This is a genomic window from Gordonibacter massiliensis (ex Traore et al. 2017) (assembly GCF_019731765.1).
GTDB lineage: Bacteria > Actinomycetota > Coriobacteriia > Coriobacteriales > Eggerthellaceae > Gordonibacter > Gordonibacter massiliensis.
Genome location: NZ_JAASIO010000011.1, coordinates 42,960 through 60,611, shown reverse-complemented (window position 1 = coordinate 60,611; position 17,652 = coordinate 42,960). Strand labels below are relative to the sequence as shown.

Sequence of the window (17,652 nt, the reverse complement as noted above, 5' to 3'; positions counted from 1 at the left end):
GCCGCGGCGACCGAGCCGGGGCCCGCTCCGCCCGGTCCGAAAGCTGTACGAAAGAAGGCCAAAACCGACAGGAAGGATCTCTATGCTTGTACGACAACGCGCTATTGACAAGCGGCAGACCCGGTTCAAGCTCGAAAGCGCCTTGATGGCGCTCGCACTCGCGCTCGGCATGTGCTTCACGGCCGGGCGGGCCTACGCCTCGCCGACCGCCGACAACAACTGGGAGGGCGCGTCCTACTACCAGGGCTTCCAAGGCGCCTCCACCTACGTCCCCGACAACGCGGGCCGCGCGGCGCTCGAAACCTACGGCATCTGGATGGACGAGCCGGCCGGCGACGGCACGTTCATCGACGACGTCATCGTCACCGACACGAGCAAGTACGTCGCCGAGACCGTCGACCTGAGCGCGCTCGACAGCGGCCTGACGGGCGACGCCCTGTGGAAGGCCGTGAACAAGTCGCCGGCGTACTACTACAACATCATCACGCGCCCCTACGACGCGACCGCGCCGATAGCGTTCCAATGGGAGCGCCAGGGGCCCGGCGGCAACAACGGCGCCTACAGCGGCATGGGCGCGTACGTGAAAATCTACAGCTCGCTCGACGAGAACGGCTTGGGCAAGGACCTCGTCGCCCCGTGCGTCGAGAGCCAGTTCCAATACAACAAGGACTTCGCCCAGCACTACTCGAACTGGGTGACCGGGTTCAGGTGGACGCTGCCCGCGAACGCGCTGGAAGCCGGGAAGACCTACTACCTCGTGTTCGAGCAGGGCTGCACCATGGGCAACGGCGGCACCCTGGGGCGCAGCCTGAGCGCCAACATCGTGTTCGAGTTCACCACCGACACGTCGCAGCAGGCTATCAACTACCCCGAGGGCCAGGACATCGTGACGCCCTACTACGCCAAGCAGGGCGGCGCCGCCATCGTCGACCTCACCGAGCCGAACCCCCGGCACATCACGACGAACCTGACCGTCTCCCGCAACACGAAGAGCTTCTGCAACGACATCGCGAGCTACGTGGACGCGGCGAACCCGAAGTTCACGTTCGTCCTCTCGGGCTCGAACTCGCAGCAGTTCAGCGAGACCATGGCGAAGCAGGTGGCCTATCCCAACATCCACATCTACGCCGCCGACGGCGTCGGCGTGGGAAGCGACGCGGTCTCGCTCGACCCCGGCAAGATCGTGGCAAGCTGGTCGGACGACGATCAGAGCGATATGGACTTCGTGTTCACCGACAAGATCGCGCCCACCTACCTGACCGTGAAGAACGGCGTGCTGGAGTCCGGCAAAGACTACTACCTGGTGTTCGAGAGCGCCTGCGGGGTCTCGACGAACTCGAAGCTCGAGAAACCGGTGCTGTTCAAGTTCACCACCGGCGACGTCGCCGACACCTCCGCGCTCGACAGCGCGCTCGAGAAGGCGAACGCCGACCTTGAGGCGACCATGACCAGCGCCGACGGAACCGACGTCCCCTCCAGCTCGAAGTGGGTCGCGCCCGAGGCGTACGACGCCTTCAAGGCCGCCGCCGTCGCCGCGCAGCAGGTGCGCGACAGCCTGAACCCGACCCAGTCCGCCATCGACGGCGCGCTGTCCGCGCTGGCGGACGCCCAGGTGGCGTTCACGGCCGCGCAGCAGGACGGCACCTATCTCGACACGGCGAAGCTCGCGTCGGCCCTCGAGGCCGCGAACGCGGCCAAGGTCGGCGTGGCGGCCAGCGCCGACGGCGCCGACGTGTCGCGCGGCACCTACTGGGTCACGGCCAACGCGCTCGGCGCCTTCCAGTCGGCCATCGACGCCGCCCAGGCCGTGCTCGACAACGAGAACGCCACGCAGGACGAGGTGGACGCCGCCGTCGCGCCGCTCGAGGGGGCGACGAGCGCGTTCAACGCCGCGAAGACGTACGGCTCCAAGGCCCGCGAGGCAGGGGAGACGTTCTCCTTCACCGACGAGATAGGCACTTGGACCTGCCGCATCGACGACGTGGATGCGGGCGAGGTCACCATCACGGCCATGAGCATTCCTTCCCAGGCCGGCAAGGACGTCGTCATCCCCTCGAGCGTGACGAGCGGCCCCGACGCCTTCACGGTCACCGCCCTGGGCGACGGCGCCAGCATGGGCGGCGGGCAGGCGGCGGGCAAGATCCTGACGTCGGCCAAGACGCTGACCATCCCCTCGACGGTGAAAACCGTCAACGGGTACGCGTTCTACGCGCTGCAGACCAGCCGGCTCATCTTCCCCGAAGACAGCCAGCTGGAAACCATCGAGAAGTTCGGCTTCTCCCGTCTCGGTTTCAGGTCGTCGGAGCTGATGGAGGAGCTGGTGCTCCCGGCGAGCATCGTGACGATCGGAGACGATGCCTTCGACCGGATCGACTGGTGCAAGAAGATCGACCTTTCGAAATGCACGAAGCTGAAGTCCGTGGGAACAGAGGCCTTTTCCGGCACCACCGAAGGCAGCCATGTGGAGTCGATCGACTTCTCGAACTGCGCGGCGCTGGAGACCATCGGCAAATGGGCCTTTACCAGGGCGGCTGTTTCCACCCTCGATCTAAGCCCTCTGGTTAGCTTGAACACCATCGACTCGATGGCGTTTGCCGAAATGCCGAACCTGGAGTCCATCGTCGTCCCCTCGGGCGTGACGACGATAGGCTCGAACGCCTTCTATATGAGCCCGAAGCTCAAAACGGTGGACGTTTCCCTATGCGAGGGATTGACGACGCTGGACGCGTGCAGCCAATGCGAGAGCCTTGAAACCGTCAAGCTTCCCTCGACCGTGACGACGGTCACCTTCTCGAAGTGCCCGCAGCTTGCGAACATCAACCTTCCCGCGTCGACGACCTCCGTTTCGTTCACCGCGTGCCCCCTTATCGCGCCCGATACGCTGGACACGCCTTCGCCCCAGACGCTGCAGTCGCTGACCATCGCCGACAATCCGAACGTCACCTCGATCGATTTGGCGAAGTTCACCGGTTTGACCTCGTGCAGCTTCTCTGGATGCACGGCGCTTGTCGAAGCGAAGAACGTTCCCGCGTCGCTGACGAACTGGACGAGGCTCTTCAACAAATGCTCGTCCCTTTCGAAGCCCCCCGAGATACCCTCGGGCGTGACGACGCTCGACTACGCGTTCTCCGGCACGGCGATCGAGGCGACGCCTTCGGTGCCTGACACCGTCGCAACCATGCGCGGCGCGTTCTCGAGCTGCAAGCAGCTTGCGGATGCTTCCGCCATCCCGTCCTCGGTCACCAATATCTCCGCACTATTCGACGGTTGCTCGAGCTTGGCGCAGGTCCCCGCCATTCCGGAGAACGTGACGGACACCTCGTACGCTTTCCGGGGGACGGCGATCACCGCGTCGCCGGCTATCCCCGAGGGCGTGAAAAGCGTGACGGGCATGTTCTCGGATTGCCAGCAGCTGACCGAGGCGCCTGTGATTCCCGCGAGCGCGACGAAACTCACCCAGATGTTCTCCGGCTGCACGTCGCTTGAGAAGGCTCCGGAGATCCCCGGCACGGTCGTGGGCCTTGAGTCCACGTTCGCAGGTTGCACGAGCCTCAAGGAATCGCCGGTCCTCCCCGAAGGCCTCACCGGCATGGTCATGACGTTCGAGGACTCCGGCATCGTCGAGGCGCCGCTGATCCCCTCGACGGTCACGTCGATGTTCCAAACGTTCTACGGGTGCTCGTCCCTCGTCCACCTGCCGGACGGGTTCACCATCCCATGCAACCTCGGAAGCGCGTCGAACGCGTTCTACGTCGAATCCGCCGACGGCTCGAAGGCCGATATCACGATCTACGCTCCGGCCGACGACAAGCTGGTCATGTACAACTGGGCAAAGGACAACCGCGCGCTCAAGGTGCTCGACGCGGGCGCGGCCAAGATCGGCGGCGCGCACTACGACACGCTGGCCGCCGCGGTCGACGCCGTGGCCGACGGGCAGACCGTCGCGCTTCTGGCGGACAACGCCGAAGAGGTGGTCGTGTCCCGCGCGGTCAGCTTCACGCTGGACGAGAACGGCTTCGCCTTCACGGGCGCCGTCAAGGCCGGCCCCGGCTTCGAAGCGGCGGAGAAGGACGGCGTCTACACCGTGTCCCCCGTCGACATGGGCGCCCTGCGCCCGGCCGTCGACGGCGCCAAGGCCGCTATGGCGGACGTGGCGGTGAGCGCCGACGGCACCGACGTGGCCTCCAACAAAACGTGGGTCACCGAGAAGGCCATGGGCGATCTGGCCAAGGCCGTCGCCGACGCCGAGGCCGTCCTCGCCCAAGAGGCGCCCCGCCAAGCCGACGTCGACGCCGCCGTCCAGGCCATCGCGGACGCGAAGGCCGCGTTCAAGCCCGTTGCCGGCACCAAGGCCGTCGACGGCGACGTGAGCGACCTCGCCGCCTCCGCCGCGGCTGCGAAGGCGGCCCGCGAGGGCGTGGCCTCCAGCGCTGACGGCACCGACGTCGAGTCGACGAAGACGTGGGTGGGCGCGGACGTCGCCCAAGCGCTCGACGACGCCGTTGCCACCGCCGAGGCGCTCGCGAAGCAGGAGAACCCCGATCAGGCCGAGGTCGACGCGGCGGCGAAGGCCCTGGCCGACGCGCTGGCCGCGTTCAAGCCGGCCGCCGGCACCATGGCCGCCTCCGCGTCGGTCGACGCGCTGGGCAGCGCCGCCGCCTCCGCCGCCGAAGCCGCCGACGGGGTCGTCGTCAGCGCCGACGGCTCGGATGTCGCTTCCGACAAAACGTGGGTGACGGAATCGGCGAAGGACGCTTTGGACAAGGCTCTGGCCGACGCGAAGGCCCTTGCCGAGCAGGACAAGCCCTCGCAAGCCGACGTCGACGCCGCCGCCAAGGCCCTGGCCGACGCGAAGGCGGCCTTCCGGCCCGTCGCGGGGCTGAAGGCGTCGCAAGCGGCGATCTCCGGGCTGACCGGCGCCGCCGACGAGGCGGAAGCCGCCCGCAAGGGCGTCGCGGTCGACACCGACGCCTCCCACGTGGACAAGGGCGCGTCTTGGGTGACCCAGGACGTGGCGGACGCCTTGGACGCCGCCATCGCTGCCGCGCGCGCGGTCGCGGCCGACCCCAACGCCACCCAGGCCGAGGTGGACGCCGCCTCTCTGCAGCTGAACAAGGCGCTCGCCGCCTTCGACGCGGCCAAGCAGGCGGGGACCAAGGGCTCCGGCTCGGGCGCGGCGACCGACCCGGGCGAGGGCGGAGCCGGTTCGAGAGGATCCGCGACCGGCGGGACGTCCGTGGCTTCCCAGGGCGGGGCTGCCGCGCCGCTCGTCAAGACGGGCGACGAGGCCCCCATCGTGCCGCTGGTTGTGGCGGCGCTGGTTGCTTCTGCAGCGGTTTGCATTATTCCCAAAAAGAGATTATTCTAGAATAGAGATTAATAGCGAGGAGGGGTTCGATCCTTCACGTGCGCGGGAGGCTTCGAAGGGGTTCCGATATGGCTGGGCAGGCAGGACATACGAACGTGCGCGCACGGGCGATCGCAAGGGTGCTTTCGACGGCCTTCTGCCTTTGCCTGAGCGCGGGCCTGCTCGGCCTCCTCTTCGACGTCGAGGATGCTCACGCCGCACCGGTGTCCGCGTCCGTCGCGGACGGCGAGGTGGGCGTGAGCACCGGTTTGGGCACCATCACGCTGTACTTCGGGAACAACGTGGCCGCCGGCGCGGTGTTCGCCGCCAACGCCGCGCATATCAGCCTGACGGACGAATACGGGTCGCTCGTCGCGGGAAGCGGCTCGGTGTACCGGCTCTACTACGGGGAGGGCGCGCCCGACGGCGACAACCCCGACGACGGCATGCAGCGGCAGTACCTCTACCTGCAGGTTCCTCCTTTGCAGCCGGGCACCACCTACTATCTGTCCGTCACGCCGGGCATCATGTCGATCGGCAACCATGTGTACGACGGCCTCTACGCCGCCTTCACCACCGCCGGCGAGAAGCCGGTGGAGGAACCGCCGGATCCGCCTCCGCCCCCGCCCGACCCCGTGCCCGTCGTGCCTGACGGCGGGGGCGGGTCGGGCGGCATGGCGGGTTCCGACTCCACCGGCGGCGGGCTCGACCAGAGCGGAGCGAACGGTTCGGGCGCATCGACCGGCACCTCGCCCGACGCGTCCTCCGAGGCCGTTGCGGCGCCCGAGGAAGCCGCCGTCGAATCGTCGGCGAAGGACGGCGAGAGCCGTGCGGCCGGGCTGGGCGGCGGCGTGCTCTACACCATAGGAGCGGCCGGCCTCGATACGGGCAAGGCGACCGATGCGGTTCCCGTCGAGGTTCCGGAGCTCACGTGGCAGTTCGTTTTGACGTTGGGCCTGATAGCCGTTTGCCTCGCGTTGCTGGGAGCGGGAAAGCGCGCCGTGGCATGGCGCAGGCGCACGGCGCATTAAGAAGCGATTTGGCCGCAAGGGGGGCGTCCTGCACGGGCGACGGGAACGCGGCGAAAGAGACGAGAGGGAAGACGATTTTGGACGTTGACGTAGCGATAATCGGCGCGGGCATCCTGGGGTGCACCATGGCGCGCGCCCTGGCTCGGTACCGGCTGGACGTGTGCGTGCTGGAAGCCGCCCACGACGTGGGCGAAGGCGCCACCAAGGCGAACAGCGGGCTTGTCCACACCGGGTTCCACCCGCGGGGCGGCAGCCTGAAGGGGACGAGCTGCGTCGAAGGAAACGTGCGCTTCGACGCCATCGCCGACGAGCTGCAGGTGCCGTTCGAGCGCGTGGGTGCCCTGTACGTGGCGTTCCACCCTGCCGGGGTGGAGCATATCGCCGAGAAGCGCGAGCGCGCGCGGCTGAACGGGGCGGGCGACTTGGAGGTCGTCTCGGGCGACGAGGCCCGCCGCTTGGAGCCGCGTCTGTCCGAGCGCGTCGTCGCGGCGCTCGTCGCCCCTACGACGGGCATCGTCTCGCCGTTCGAACTCGCGCTGGCCACGGCGCGCAACGCCGCCGCCAACGGCGTTCGGTTCGAGTTCGGCTTCGAGGTCGACGCCATCGAGCGCGTCTCGGGCCGATGGGAGCTGCGCACGAAGGACGGTCGTCGGGCGAGGGCGCCGTACGTGGTGAACATGGCCGGAGAGGAGGCGGCGCTGTTGGACGTGCAGGTGCACGCGGCCGACATCGTGGTGCGCCCCCGCCGAGGCCAGTTCGTCGTGTTCGACAAGCAGGAAGGCGGCCTTGCGGGCAAGGAGCCCATCCGCCACGTGCTGTTCCAGGCGCAGGAGACCGACGAGGGAGGCACGCTGCTCGCCCCCACCGTCGACGGCAACCTCTTGGCGGGTCCCACGAGCGAGAACGTGCGGTCCTTCGCCGACAACGCCACGACGAAGGCGGGCATCGAGCACGTGAAGCGCGTCGCGCGCAAGCTGGTGCCCGACTTGGATTTCGGGCAGGTCATCACCGAGTTCTCTGGCATCCGGGCCAACATCGTCAACGTCGAGAAGGAGAAGAAGGATTTCGTGGTGCGCGTGTCGGCGCCCGGCTTCGTCAGCGCGCTCGGCATCAAGAACCCGGGGATGACCAGCGCTCCGGCGCTTGCCGACCGGGCGCTTCGGTTGCTGGGGGAGCAAGGCCTGCGCCTGGAGGAGTCGCCCGGCTTCGATCCGCGCGACCAGGGCCCCGAGCACCGGAGGCCCTTCATGGACTGCGCCGCCGCAGAGCAGCGCGCGCTGCTCGAAGCCGACGAGCGCTACGGGCACGTGGTGTGCCGTTGCGAGCGCGTCACCGAAGGCGATGTCCGCAGCTGTTTGCATGACACGCTGCCGCCGCGCACCCTCGACGGGTTGAAGCGCCGGTTGCGCTGCGGCATGGGGCGCTGCCAGGGCGCTTTCTGCACGCCGCGCATCCTGGAGATTATGGCCGACGAGCTGGGGTGCGCGCCTTGGGAGATCGCGAAGGGCGAGCGTGGCGGACGCGTGGTCAAAAGGCAGGTGAAGCGGGCATGGGGAAGCCGGTAGCGGAAGGGCTGGACCTTCCGGCCGCGAAAGGGCGCGTCGACGTGGACGGCGTGTTCGACGTGGTCGTCATAGGGGGCGGTTCGGCGGGATTGGCGGCTGCGGCCGCCGTCGCGGAGAGCGGCCCGTACCGGACGCTCGTGCTGGAGCGCGAGGAGTACCTGGGCGGCGTGCTGCCCCAGTGCGTCCACGACGGGTTCGGCCTGTACCTGTACGGAGAGCCCCTCACGGGCCCCGAGTTCGCCCATCGTTGGATCGAGCGCGTGCGCGGCGACGACGTGCCGACGGCGCTTGCCGCGACGGTGCTGTCGGTGGAGGGCCCGTCGGCCGACGGGCTGCTGCGCATCGACGCCCTCGGAGCATCCTTGGGCGGCCGAGCGACGCTGGTCGCGCGCTCCGCCGTGTGCGCGACCGGGTGCCGCGAGCGAACGCGCGGGGCGCTGCAGATACCGGGAGGCCGCCCGGCCGGCGTGCTGACGGCGGGGTCGGCCCAGTACATGGTCAACGTGGCCAACCAGTTTCCGGGCGACAAGGCCGTCGTTCTGGGGTCGGGCGACATCGGCCTCATCATGGCGCGGCGCATGACGCTGGAAGGCGCCGAGGTGCGCCTGGTTCTGGGGCAGGAGGCCACGGGCCTCGTGCGCAACCATATCCGGTGCATCCAGGATTTCGACATCCCCCTTCGCTACGGCTGGGGCTTGGCGAGCGTCCACGGTTACGGGCAGCTGCAAGGGGTCACCGTGGCGCCCTTGCGGGCCGACGGATCGTTCGACCTGGCGCGCAAGGAATACGTGCGCTGCAACGTCTTGCTGGTGGCGTGCGGGCTCGTCCCCGAGCGCGAGGTGCTGGACTCCCCGGCGCTCGCGCCCGACGCTTCGGGCCTGTTCCTTTGCGGCAACGCCAACGTGCCGCACGACCTGGTGGACCAGGTGGCGCAGGAGGGCTTGCGCACCGGTATCGCCGCGGCGGCCCATGCGGCCGCGCTGTCCGGAAAACCGGCTCCCGCGCTGCCCGACGACCTGGCGCGCATGGTCGGCCTTTCCGTCAGCGAGCCGAAAGGCAGGATGGGCGACGTGGGCGGCGACCTGCCCGCCGGCGTCCAGCGCATCGTGTGCACGGTGTGCCCGACCGGATGCGTGATGGAGGCGTCCGAGCACGGCGGGGTGACGGGCAACACCTGCCCGCGCGGCGAAGAGTTCGCCCGGCGCGAGCTGGCCTGTCCCACGCGGATGTTCACAGGTACCGTCGCCGTTGCCGGCGGCCGCCGTCCGCTCGTGCCCGTGCGCACGGAGCGCCCGGTGCCGAAGGACCGGCTGTTCGACGTCGCCCGCGCCTGCCGCCGCCTGAGCGTCCAAGCCCCCGTGCGCATGGGCGAGGTGCTGGAAAGCGATGTCGCGCGCACCGGCGCCGCGCTCGTGGCGACGGGCGATTGCGAAGGGAGCGCGCATGGCGCGCTCTGACGGCGGCTTCCTCAGGTCGGCGGCGATCTTCGCGTTGCCGCTCGTCTGCGTGTTCGCGTCGCTGTTCTGCGGACGCTACGCGCTGACGCTGCCCGAGGTGTGCCAAGCGCTCGTGTCGTGGCTGCCGGGAGGCCCTGCCGCCCCCGCGCCCGAGTCCGCGACGCTGGTGCTGCAGGTGCGCCTGCCGCGCGCGCTGGCCGCCGCCGCCGTGGGCGCGGCGCTCTCGGCTTCCGGCGCGGCGTTCCAAGGGGTGTTCCGCAACCCGTTGGTGAACCCGGGCCTTCTGGGCGTGAGCAACGGCGCGGGCTTCGGCGCCGCGCTCGCCATCGTGCTGTTCGGCGGCGGCGCGGCCGTCTACCCGTCGGCGTTCTTGTTCGGGATCGTGGCCGTATGCGCCAGCTACTGGATCGCGCGGGTGTACAAAAGCGCGCCCACCATCATGCTCATCCTGGGCGGCACCATCGTGTCGAGCGTGTTCTCGGCGCTGGTGTCGCTCATGAAGTACGTGGCCGACGCCGACACGCAGCTGCCGTCGATCGTGTACTGGCTCATGGGGAGCCTCTCGTCGGTGGGATGGGAGAACTTCTGGTCGGTCGCCGTCATGGCCGCCGGTTGCGTCGTGCTGGTCTTGTTCGCGGGGCGTGTGGACGTGCTGTCCATGGGCGACAAGGAGGCGCGCTCGCTGGGGCTCGAGGTCGGCCGGGACAAGGGCGTCATCGTGGCGGCGGCCACGTTCGCCACGTCCGGCGCCGTGTGCATGGCCGGCGTGGTGGGATGGGTGGGGCTCATCGTGCCGCACATCGGGCGCATGCTGGTGGGAAGCGAGAACAGGCGCCTCATCCCCGTTTCCATGGCGCTCGGCGGCGCCTTCCTCGTTGTCGTCGACACCTGCGCCCGCTGCCTGTGGGCGAGCGAGGTGCCGCTCGGCATACTCACGGCCCTCATCGGCGCGCCGTTCTTCGTGTACCTGCTCAAGAAGACGAAGGGCGGTGGCTGGCGATGACCGGATCGGCAAGCGCGTCGGCGTCGCCGACGGCAGGCCGCGCGGCGGGGGCCGAAGCCGCCCGGTCGGCGTCCCCTCCGATGCTCAAGGCGCGCGACGTGCGGTTCTCATGGGGGGACCATCGCGTGCTGCAGGATTTCTCGCTCGAGGTGGAGCGGGGGTCGGTCGTTTGCCTGATGGGCGTGAACGGGTGCGGAAAATCGACGTTCCTCGACTGCGTGCTGGGCGAGAACAGGCCGGCGTCCGGCGTCATCGAGGTCGACGGCGGCGACACGGCTGGCATGCGGGCCTGGGAGCGGGCGCGCCTTCTGGCCTACGTTCCCCAGATGCACGAGCGCACGTTCCCCTACACGGTGGAGCATCTGGTGCTCATGGGCCGCACGGCCTACCAGGCGGGCTTCGGGTCGACGGACGCGGACGATCGGCGGCGCGCGCTCGAGGCGCTGAAGACGTGCGGCATCGACCGTTTGCGCGAGCGGGCGTGCACGGCGCTTTCCGGCGGCGAAATGCAGATGGTGCTGCTGGCGCGCGCCCTCGTGCAGGACACGCCGCTCATCGTGCTGGACGAGCCCACGGCGCACTTGGACTTCAAAAACGAGCTGGTGTTCCTTGAGACGGTCGAACGGCTGGTGCGCGAGCGCGGCGCGACCGTCCTCATGGCCACGCACGCGCCGAACCAGGCGTTCCACCTGGCGGCCGCCGGGCTGAACGTGAAGGTGGCGCTCATGTCGCACGGGCGGGTGGCGCGGGAAGGGACGCCCGACGAGGTGCTGACGCCCGACGCGCTCTGGCGCTACTTCGGCGTGGCGGCCGCCGTCGCCGAGGTTCGGTTCCGGCGAGGCGGGGACTTGGAGGGTTTCGACGACGGCCGCGCGGCCGTCGTGAGGCAGATCGTTCCCCTGAGCACGACGGGGAGCGAGACGGGAGAGGATGCTCGATGACAACGCAGAAACGCGGTGCGAAAACGGTCTTGGCGTCGGCAGCGGTGGGGTTGCTCATCGTGGCGGTGTGCGGCCTGGGGCTGTTCGCGCTGAACGGGGGCTCGCTTGCGACGCTGTTCGACGTCTCGGCCGTTGCAGGGCAGGGCTCCGCGACGGAGACGAAGGAGGTCGTCGACTCGCTCGGCCGCACGGTGAGCGTGCCGGCGGACCCGCAGCGCATCGCGGCGCTGGACGCCTTCTCGGGCAACGTGTGCGTGCTGGCGGGGGCGGGCGACAAGCTCATGGGGGCGCCGGGCGGCGTCCTGTCCAACGAGCTGCTGCGAGAACTCTGTCCCGGACTCGAATCGGTCGAGCAGCTTTCGGGGAACAGCGTGAACGTGGAGACCCTGCTTTCCGCCGGCGTCGACGTCGCCTTGGTCAAGCGCGACCTGTACGACGGGGGCGAGGAGACCGCCAAGCTCGACAAGCTGGGCATCCCGTACGTGGTGGTGGACTACTCCACGGTGGAGGAGCAGCAGGACGCCATCGAGCTGGTGGGCCGGGTGTGCGGCCCCGCGGCCGCCGAGAAGGCCGCGGCCGTCGCGGAGTACTACCGCGAAACGGCCGCCCTCGTGGAGGAGCGCGCCGCGAGCGTTCCCGAAAGCGAGCGGAAGCGCGTGTACCATTCCATCAACGACCCGCTGCTGACGGACGGGTCCGGATCGCTCGGCGCCGATTGGGTGGCGCGCTGCGGCGCGGTCGACGTCTCCGCCGGCGAGGCCGGCGTGGGCGGCACCGGCGACTACACGGCCACGCTCGAGCAGGTGTACGCGTGGAACCCCGACGTCATCGTGTGCAGCACCGCCGACGCCCGCAGCGCCATCCTGGGCGACGCGCAGTGGCAGGGCATGGCCGCCGTGGCGGCGGGCGAGGTGCGCAACCTGCCGGTGTCCACGAGCCGCTGGGGCCAGCGCGGCGATCCCGAGACGTTTTTGGGCATGCTCTGGCTGGGAAAGACGCTGTACCCGCAGCTCTACGAGGACGTCGATTTGGAGGAAACGGTGCGCTCCTACTACCGCGACGTGGTGGGGCTGGACATCGACGACGCCACGTGGGAAGCCATCGTGGCAGGCGAGGGGCTGCGTGCCGAAGGGTCCGGCGGGCAAGAGGGCCAAGGCAGCGGATCCGGAAGCGGAGGGGGAAGGTAGATGCGCGCCCATCTGATGAACACGCCGGTGGATTCGGCCGCCTCGGACCTCGTCGCGGTTGTCGTGGGCGTCGACGACACCGACGACGAGACCCGCGCGACGTCCACCGGGGAGATAGCGAGCCTCGTCGCATCGGCCGCCGTGGAGCTGGGAGGGAGCTTGCGGCTCGAGGTGACGCGCCACCAGCTTTTGCTGCGCGACGACGTGCCCTACACCTCGCACAACTCCTCGATGGTGTTCGAGGCCCTCATGCCGCCGTCGCGCATCGGGGAGATGCGCTTGCGCGCGATGCGCATCATCGCGGAGCACCGCGCCCCCACGTCGGACCCGGGGCTCTGCGTGGCGCGCGTGCCCAGGGCCGCGCTTTGGGCCGGGACGGGCCTCGAGGGCGAGGACGGACGGATGGTCGAGGCGCTCGTCGCGTTCGGGTACCGGGCGAAGGTCGACTTCTGCAGCATCGAATCGGCCTACGATCTGGCGGGGCGCATCCCCTGGGTGAGCTTGAGCGAGCACGGCGGCGACGGGTCCGGCGTGGTGGGGGCCCTGGCCGGCGTGGGCCTGCGCCTAGGGGGCAACGACGGGCGCTTCCGGGGCAAGTGGAACTTCTCGAAGCTCTGCGCGGGCGAGGCGGCCTGCGACGTGGCGGCGGTCGCCTGCCGTCTCGCCCGCGATTTCCGCGGCCCCGTCCGGCTCGTCGACGCGCGGGGCGAGGGCCTGCCCCCCAACCTTCCCTTCGCCCTCGACGCGGAAGGGAAGCCCGTCCTGCACGACGGCGCGCTCACGGTCGTGTGCGACGTCGTCGACGGCGTGGCGCATCCGTGCTCCAAGGTCGACCTGGGGGAGATCGGCAACGCGGACGACAGCTGGTCGCGCGTGTGCCCCGCCTTCGAGTGGGACAACGACGCGGAAGAATGCATCGACCGCAGGCCGTCGTGCAAGAACTGCCTGCACCGGCGCTGGGTTGCCGGAGGATTCCGATGCGCGCGGGACCTGGTCGTGCAGGCAACCTGACCCCGAGTGCGCAACCGCTTCCCGCTCCGCATCTTCGAGCTCTCTGAAAGGATTTCGACCTCATGAACTTCCTCAACCAATTCTTCGCCAACGACGCGCTGCACGCGCTATCGCAGGGGCTGCTCATACCCACCGTCGTCTGCCTGGTGATCCTGGCCGCGTACGCCGTGTACACGCTCGGCTCGCTGGTGGTGGAGGTGGCGGTGGAGCGCCGGCGCTACCGGGTGGCGCTGCCGCGGCTGATCGCCGACCTCGACGCGGCGTCTTACGGGCAGCTCGACGGCGTGATCGACCGAAGCGGCCTGCTGGACTCCCAAAGGAATGGCCTGAGGGAGCTGGTCTCGTATATGTACCTGCCCGAAGACGCCCTCACCGAGGTGGCCAAGCGCCTGCTGGCCGACGAGAGCGCGCGGTACCAGAAGGCGCTTTCCTTCACCGATTCCGCCGTGAAGATCGCCCCCATGCTGGGCTTGATGGGCACGCTCATCCCCTTGGGCCCGGGCATCGTGGCGCTGAGCTCGGGCGACCTCGAGACGCTGTCGTCGTCGCTTTTGGTGGCGTTCGACACGACCGTGGCCGGCCTCGCGGTGGCCGTTGTGTGCTTCCTGGTGACGAAGGTGCGGCGTCGCTGGTACGCCGACTACCTGATCAGCGTCGAGGGCGCCATGAACACGATCTTGGAGAAGGCGGACGTCCTGCATGCGGAGGGGTTCGCGTTCCCGAGCCGGGCGGGCTTTCCGGCCGGCGCCGCGGCTTCGGCACTCGAGGGAAAGGCGGCCCTCCATGCCGAAGCGTGATCTGAAGGCCTCCCGTTTGGCGGGCTCGAAGCTTCTGGACGACGGCGAGCGCGACCCCATGGGGTCGATGGGCAACCTCATGGACGTGATGCTGGTGTTCGCCTGCGGCCTTCTGCTGGCGCTCATCGCCAACTGGAACGTCGATTTGGAAAGCGTGCGCACGTCGGGCGGCAGCCCCGCCATCCGCGAGATACAGGGCGACTTGGAGGCGGTGGAAGAAGGCATCGCCGCGAGCGGTAGCACCTACGAGAACCTCGGCACCGTCTACCGCGACGAGGAAACCGGCCAACTCTACGTGGTGGCCCCGGAGGGGGACCAGTAGAAGACGGTTTGGGCAAATGGAGCACGCGCGAAGACGGCGGAGTCGCGGGTTGCGCCGAGGCGGATGCCCGCCGTTTTAGCCTGTTGCAAGATGCCGGCAAGGAGCTGATGCGATGTTCGGAGACGGGCCAGCGAGCGAGTCTTTTGACCCTCTGATTGCTTTCCAGATGGGGGAGTATACCTGGCTGTCGCCAGGCGCCTTGTCGGCTGCGGCGATGGCTGCGGTTCTGTTCGTTGCGGTCGCCTTGTTGGATGGCTGGTTGGCCCGGAAGCATCCCGAAGGGAGCTTTGTCATCGGCTGCTCGCTCGGGATCGCATCGGTGGCGAACATCGTGGTCATGCTCAGTGCTTGGATGCTGCCGGCGGGGTTGTTCGTGGTGCTGTCCGCGTGCTTCGCCTGGCCGATACTAGCCGCTTCGATCGCGGTGTCGGTTGCTGGCGCGATTTGGGCGGCGGCGAGGATGGGGGCAGGTGTCGAGTCCGTAAACGGCCTTGCGGGAAAACTGCTGCTTGGATCCGTCGCGGCCGAATTTTTCGTGCTGCTGGCCTTATGCCTGATCGGATACTTGAATTGGACGGTTGTTGTTCCTCTGCTGAGCTAACGTCCGGAGAGAAAGCCGGTTGTTAGCCGTTCGCCGGTGCGGAATGTGGAGAAACCGTGCCGCTGGTGCGCGATGCGCGCTACACTGGAGCCATCTTGCTTGCCTTTGTGGGGCGGAGCAGCGCCGCCGGGTTTCCCGATCGGCACCAACACCAACAAACCACTGGACATCAGTTTCGCGGACGCGCCGCCTGCGCGTCCGCGTGCGTCCGCCGTTGTGCGGCGCGATCGCGAGAAGAAGAGGTGCCGTATGACCCGTTCCGAGAACCCCGGCGAGCGCCGGTTTCACTACACCTACGTCGACTGCCTGCGCGGCGACTTCGACGCGCCCTCCTCGGAAGGCGAGGGCACCTTGTTCCAAACGTTGTTCGTGGTGGGCATGGCCACGACCATGATCCTGTTCGTGAACGTCGTCGTGCACCCGGCTCCCTCGTTCGACCCGCTGGCGCTGCTCGCGTCGTTTCCCCTGTGGTTCTGCATCGCGTTCACCGTGCGAAGCCTGTTCGCGAACAGGCTCAGCTTCTGGCTGCTCGACAAGATCTGCGGCGGCAGGCGCGAGGGCGTGGGCGTGTCGGCCGTGCTCGTGCTGGTGAACGTGTGCATCATGGCGCCCGTCATGTGCGCCATCGGCGTGACGCTCTCGGGCGTTCCCCTGGGCGCGTTCGCCGGTGCCTACGTCGGCACGCTCCCCCTTGCCGCCGCGGCGGCTTACGCGCTCTGCTTCCTTGTGGTGCGCCCCCTGGTCATGCTCGTGTTCAGCAACGCCTGCAAGCCCCTGCTCGCCCGCATGAGGCAGGCGGGGTAGGGGCAGAGCGGTTCTGGAGCCCATGGGGGTCGCCGGCGAACCGGTCTTGCGGGGCGGTTCAGGCGGATGAGGGGCGTGCGCCCCATGGCTTCGAGCACGTTGTCGTAGACCATGCTGCTTCCATCCGTCGTGCGGATGGCCCGAGGCGCGCCGCCGTCCGATAATTCGAGCGATCCCCTCGGTTTTTCCTTCGCGCTTCACCATACGGCAACGCGCCGGTTTCACGAAACGGCGGCATCGTTCATCGCAAGGGATGCAAAGCGCCACGTGACCATGCCGTGCAACGTTGTTGGCGTTGCGAAGCCGTTGCGCCGCGAAGCCTTTCTCCTTCGGTCCCGCATCGCAGCGCGTCGGGGCAGCCTGCTTGCGGCCGGATCGTTCGCGGACGCACGGATTTCGAAAAACGTCGGTCGTTCGCCCAACGGTGAATAAGTGACAATATGGCGGAAGATAACGGCCAGTTCTCGGCGAACAGCCAACATGAGATTTTCTCCGTTCGACTGAATTATTTCGTTACTAGAATATTACCTGTCAGGCAATGCGTGGGCGTTACGATAGAACGCAGCCGCTAACGGCGGTATTCCGATGAAAGGAGCGCATATGGTTTTGACAGAGCAAGAGGAAAAGAAGGGTCTGGCACAGGGCAAGACGAAGCGCGTTCTTGTCAGCCTTGTCGCGGCTGTGGCGTTGACGATGTCGTTGGCGATCCCGGCTTTCGCTGTTGGCGGGCAGATGCAATCTCCTTACAGTGCGTCTGGGGGAGTCACCGATTCTTCTGGTGCGTATTTGGTTGACGTCGACTCGACGGCTTTCACGGCCCCCAGCAAGTTCTGGGGCTTCAATTCTATGGACGGTGGCCCTGGCTCCTTTGCCGTGCATTTTGAGAATGCTGCAAACAACTCCTCGATGTCTTTCGATATGGCTAATGCCCATGCAGGAGTCGCCGCATACGGCCCTCTGTACACTGACGGCTCGAGTTCGGGCACTCCCGGCTCGTACGTCGGCAACATAACGACCGATCCTGCCGAGGCCGCCGACGTGTGGAGCGGCGACTGGGTTTACGCCTTCCGCGTGTGCCCGTCGGCAACGTTCGGAACGGATCCGAGCGGGAACGCAGCGGTCGGCTTCAACTGGAAGGGCTGCTTCGGAACCTACTTCGATACATGGGATTTCTCTTTCAATGCGGCTTCGGTGCTGGGCGATTCGGCCAAGGGCGCTGAAATCACTTTGACGTACTACGGCGGCTACGTCGCGTCCCAGACGAGCCGCGGCACGTCGTACGGAGCCGACCTGGCCTCTACGGCGACCGATCTGTCTTACGGAAGCACCACTGCCGGTGCGACGGTGAACACGCCCGACACGCCGGTTGGCACGTCCTACACGGCAACCGCCGATGCCGAGGGAAACGTCACGTTCCATGGCATCGTGTACGGAGGCAACTACACCATCTCGTAACCGGTTGAGCGGCGGAGCCGCTCGCGATGAGAACCCCTCCGGGGCGCGCATGCGCCTCGGAGGGCGAGATCGAGGTCGAAGATTTCGCTTCCGCAGCTTCTCGATCGAAGGGCTGCGAAAGCGAAATCCAT

14 protein-coding genes are annotated in these 17,652 nt (G+C 68.1%); 13 read left to right on the top strand and 1 reads right to left on the bottom strand.

The features are described from left to right. The first annotated feature begins 82 nt into the window (after positions 1-82). From HCH03_RS12000 to HCH03_RS11945, 12 genes are all read left to right on the top strand, one after another. Entirely contained in the window at positions 83-5,368 is a 5,286-nt protein-coding gene (locus HCH03_RS12000; protein ID WP_221689697.1) for a leucine-rich repeat protein, read from the top strand. Positions 5,369-5,436: 68 nt separating this feature from the next. Further along, positions 5,437-6,378: a hypothetical protein gene (locus HCH03_RS11995; RefSeq protein WP_221689696.1), complete on the top strand. Its 942-nt coding sequence runs from the start codon at positions 5,437-5,439 to the stop codon at positions 6,376-6,378. 77 nt (positions 6,379-6,455) lie between these two features. Then, positions 6,456-7,943, top strand: a complete 1,488-nt coding sequence (locus HCH03_RS11990) for an NAD(P)/FAD-dependent oxidoreductase (RefSeq protein ID WP_221689695.1) — start codon at positions 6,456-6,458, stop codon at positions 7,941-7,943. Then, positions 7,928-9,400 (top strand): DUF1667 domain-containing protein, encoded by a 1,473-nt coding sequence (locus HCH03_RS11985; protein ID WP_221689694.1) that lies wholly within the window; start codon positions 7,928-7,930, stop codon positions 9,398-9,400. Before HCH03_RS11990 ends, HCH03_RS11985 begins: the two co-directional genes overlap by 16 nt. Beyond that, entirely contained in the window at positions 9,387-10,403 is a 1,017-nt protein-coding gene (locus HCH03_RS11980) for a FecCD family ABC transporter permease (protein WP_221689693.1), read from the top strand. Before HCH03_RS11985 ends, HCH03_RS11980 begins: the two co-directional genes overlap by 14 nt. Continuing rightward, complete coding sequence (locus tag HCH03_RS11975; RefSeq protein WP_221689692.1) at positions 10,400-11,344, top strand: ABC transporter ATP-binding protein; 945 nt, start codon at positions 10,400-10,402, stop codon at positions 11,342-11,344. The genes HCH03_RS11980 and HCH03_RS11975 overlap by 4 nt, the downstream gene beginning before the upstream one ends. Continuing rightward, positions 11,341-12,531, top strand: coding sequence for an ABC transporter substrate-binding protein (locus HCH03_RS11970; protein ID WP_221689691.1), 1,191 nt, complete (start codon positions 11,341-11,343; stop codon positions 12,529-12,531). The genes HCH03_RS11975 and HCH03_RS11970 overlap by 4 nt, the downstream gene beginning before the upstream one ends. Further along, positions 12,532-13,542 carry a hypothetical protein gene (locus tag HCH03_RS11965; protein ID WP_221689690.1) on the top strand — a complete coding sequence of 337 codons (1,011 nt, stop codon included), beginning with the start codon at positions 12,532-12,534 and terminating at the stop codon, positions 13,540-13,542. A gap of 62 nt (positions 13,543-13,604) precedes the next feature. Beyond that, positions 13,605-14,339 (top strand): MotA/TolQ/ExbB proton channel family protein, encoded by a 735-nt coding sequence (locus HCH03_RS11960; RefSeq protein WP_221689689.1) that lies wholly within the window; start codon positions 13,605-13,607, stop codon positions 14,337-14,339. Further along, positions 14,326-14,661: a DUF2149 domain-containing protein gene (locus HCH03_RS11955; protein ID WP_221689688.1), complete on the top strand. Its 336-nt coding sequence runs from the start codon at positions 14,326-14,328 to the stop codon at positions 14,659-14,661. The genes HCH03_RS11960 and HCH03_RS11955 overlap by 14 nt, the downstream gene beginning before the upstream one ends. A gap of 112 nt (positions 14,662-14,773) precedes the next feature. Continuing rightward, on the top strand, positions 14,774-15,262 hold the full coding sequence (locus HCH03_RS11950; protein WP_221689687.1) for a hypothetical protein: 489 nt from the start codon (positions 14,774-14,776) through the stop codon (positions 15,260-15,262). Positions 15,263-15,511: 249 nt separating this feature from the next. Then, a complete protein-coding gene (locus tag HCH03_RS11945) occupies positions 15,512-16,066 on the top strand; it encodes a hypothetical protein (protein ID WP_221689686.1) in 555 nt (184 codons plus the stop codon). Between the two features lie 221 nt (positions 16,067-16,287). Here HCH03_RS11945 and HCH03_RS11940 read toward each other — a convergent pair whose 3' ends face one another. After that, complete coding sequence (locus HCH03_RS11940) at positions 16,288-16,548, bottom strand: hypothetical protein (protein WP_221689685.1); 261 nt, start codon at positions 16,546-16,548, stop codon at positions 16,288-16,290. A gap of 118 nt (positions 16,549-16,666) precedes the next feature. Between HCH03_RS11940 and HCH03_RS11935 the strand changes: the two genes are divergently transcribed. Further along, on the top strand, positions 16,667-17,521 hold the full coding sequence (locus HCH03_RS11935; protein WP_221689684.1) for a hypothetical protein: 855 nt from the start codon (positions 16,667-16,669) through the stop codon (positions 17,519-17,521). The last annotated feature ends 131 nt before the right edge of the window (positions 17,522-17,652 follow it).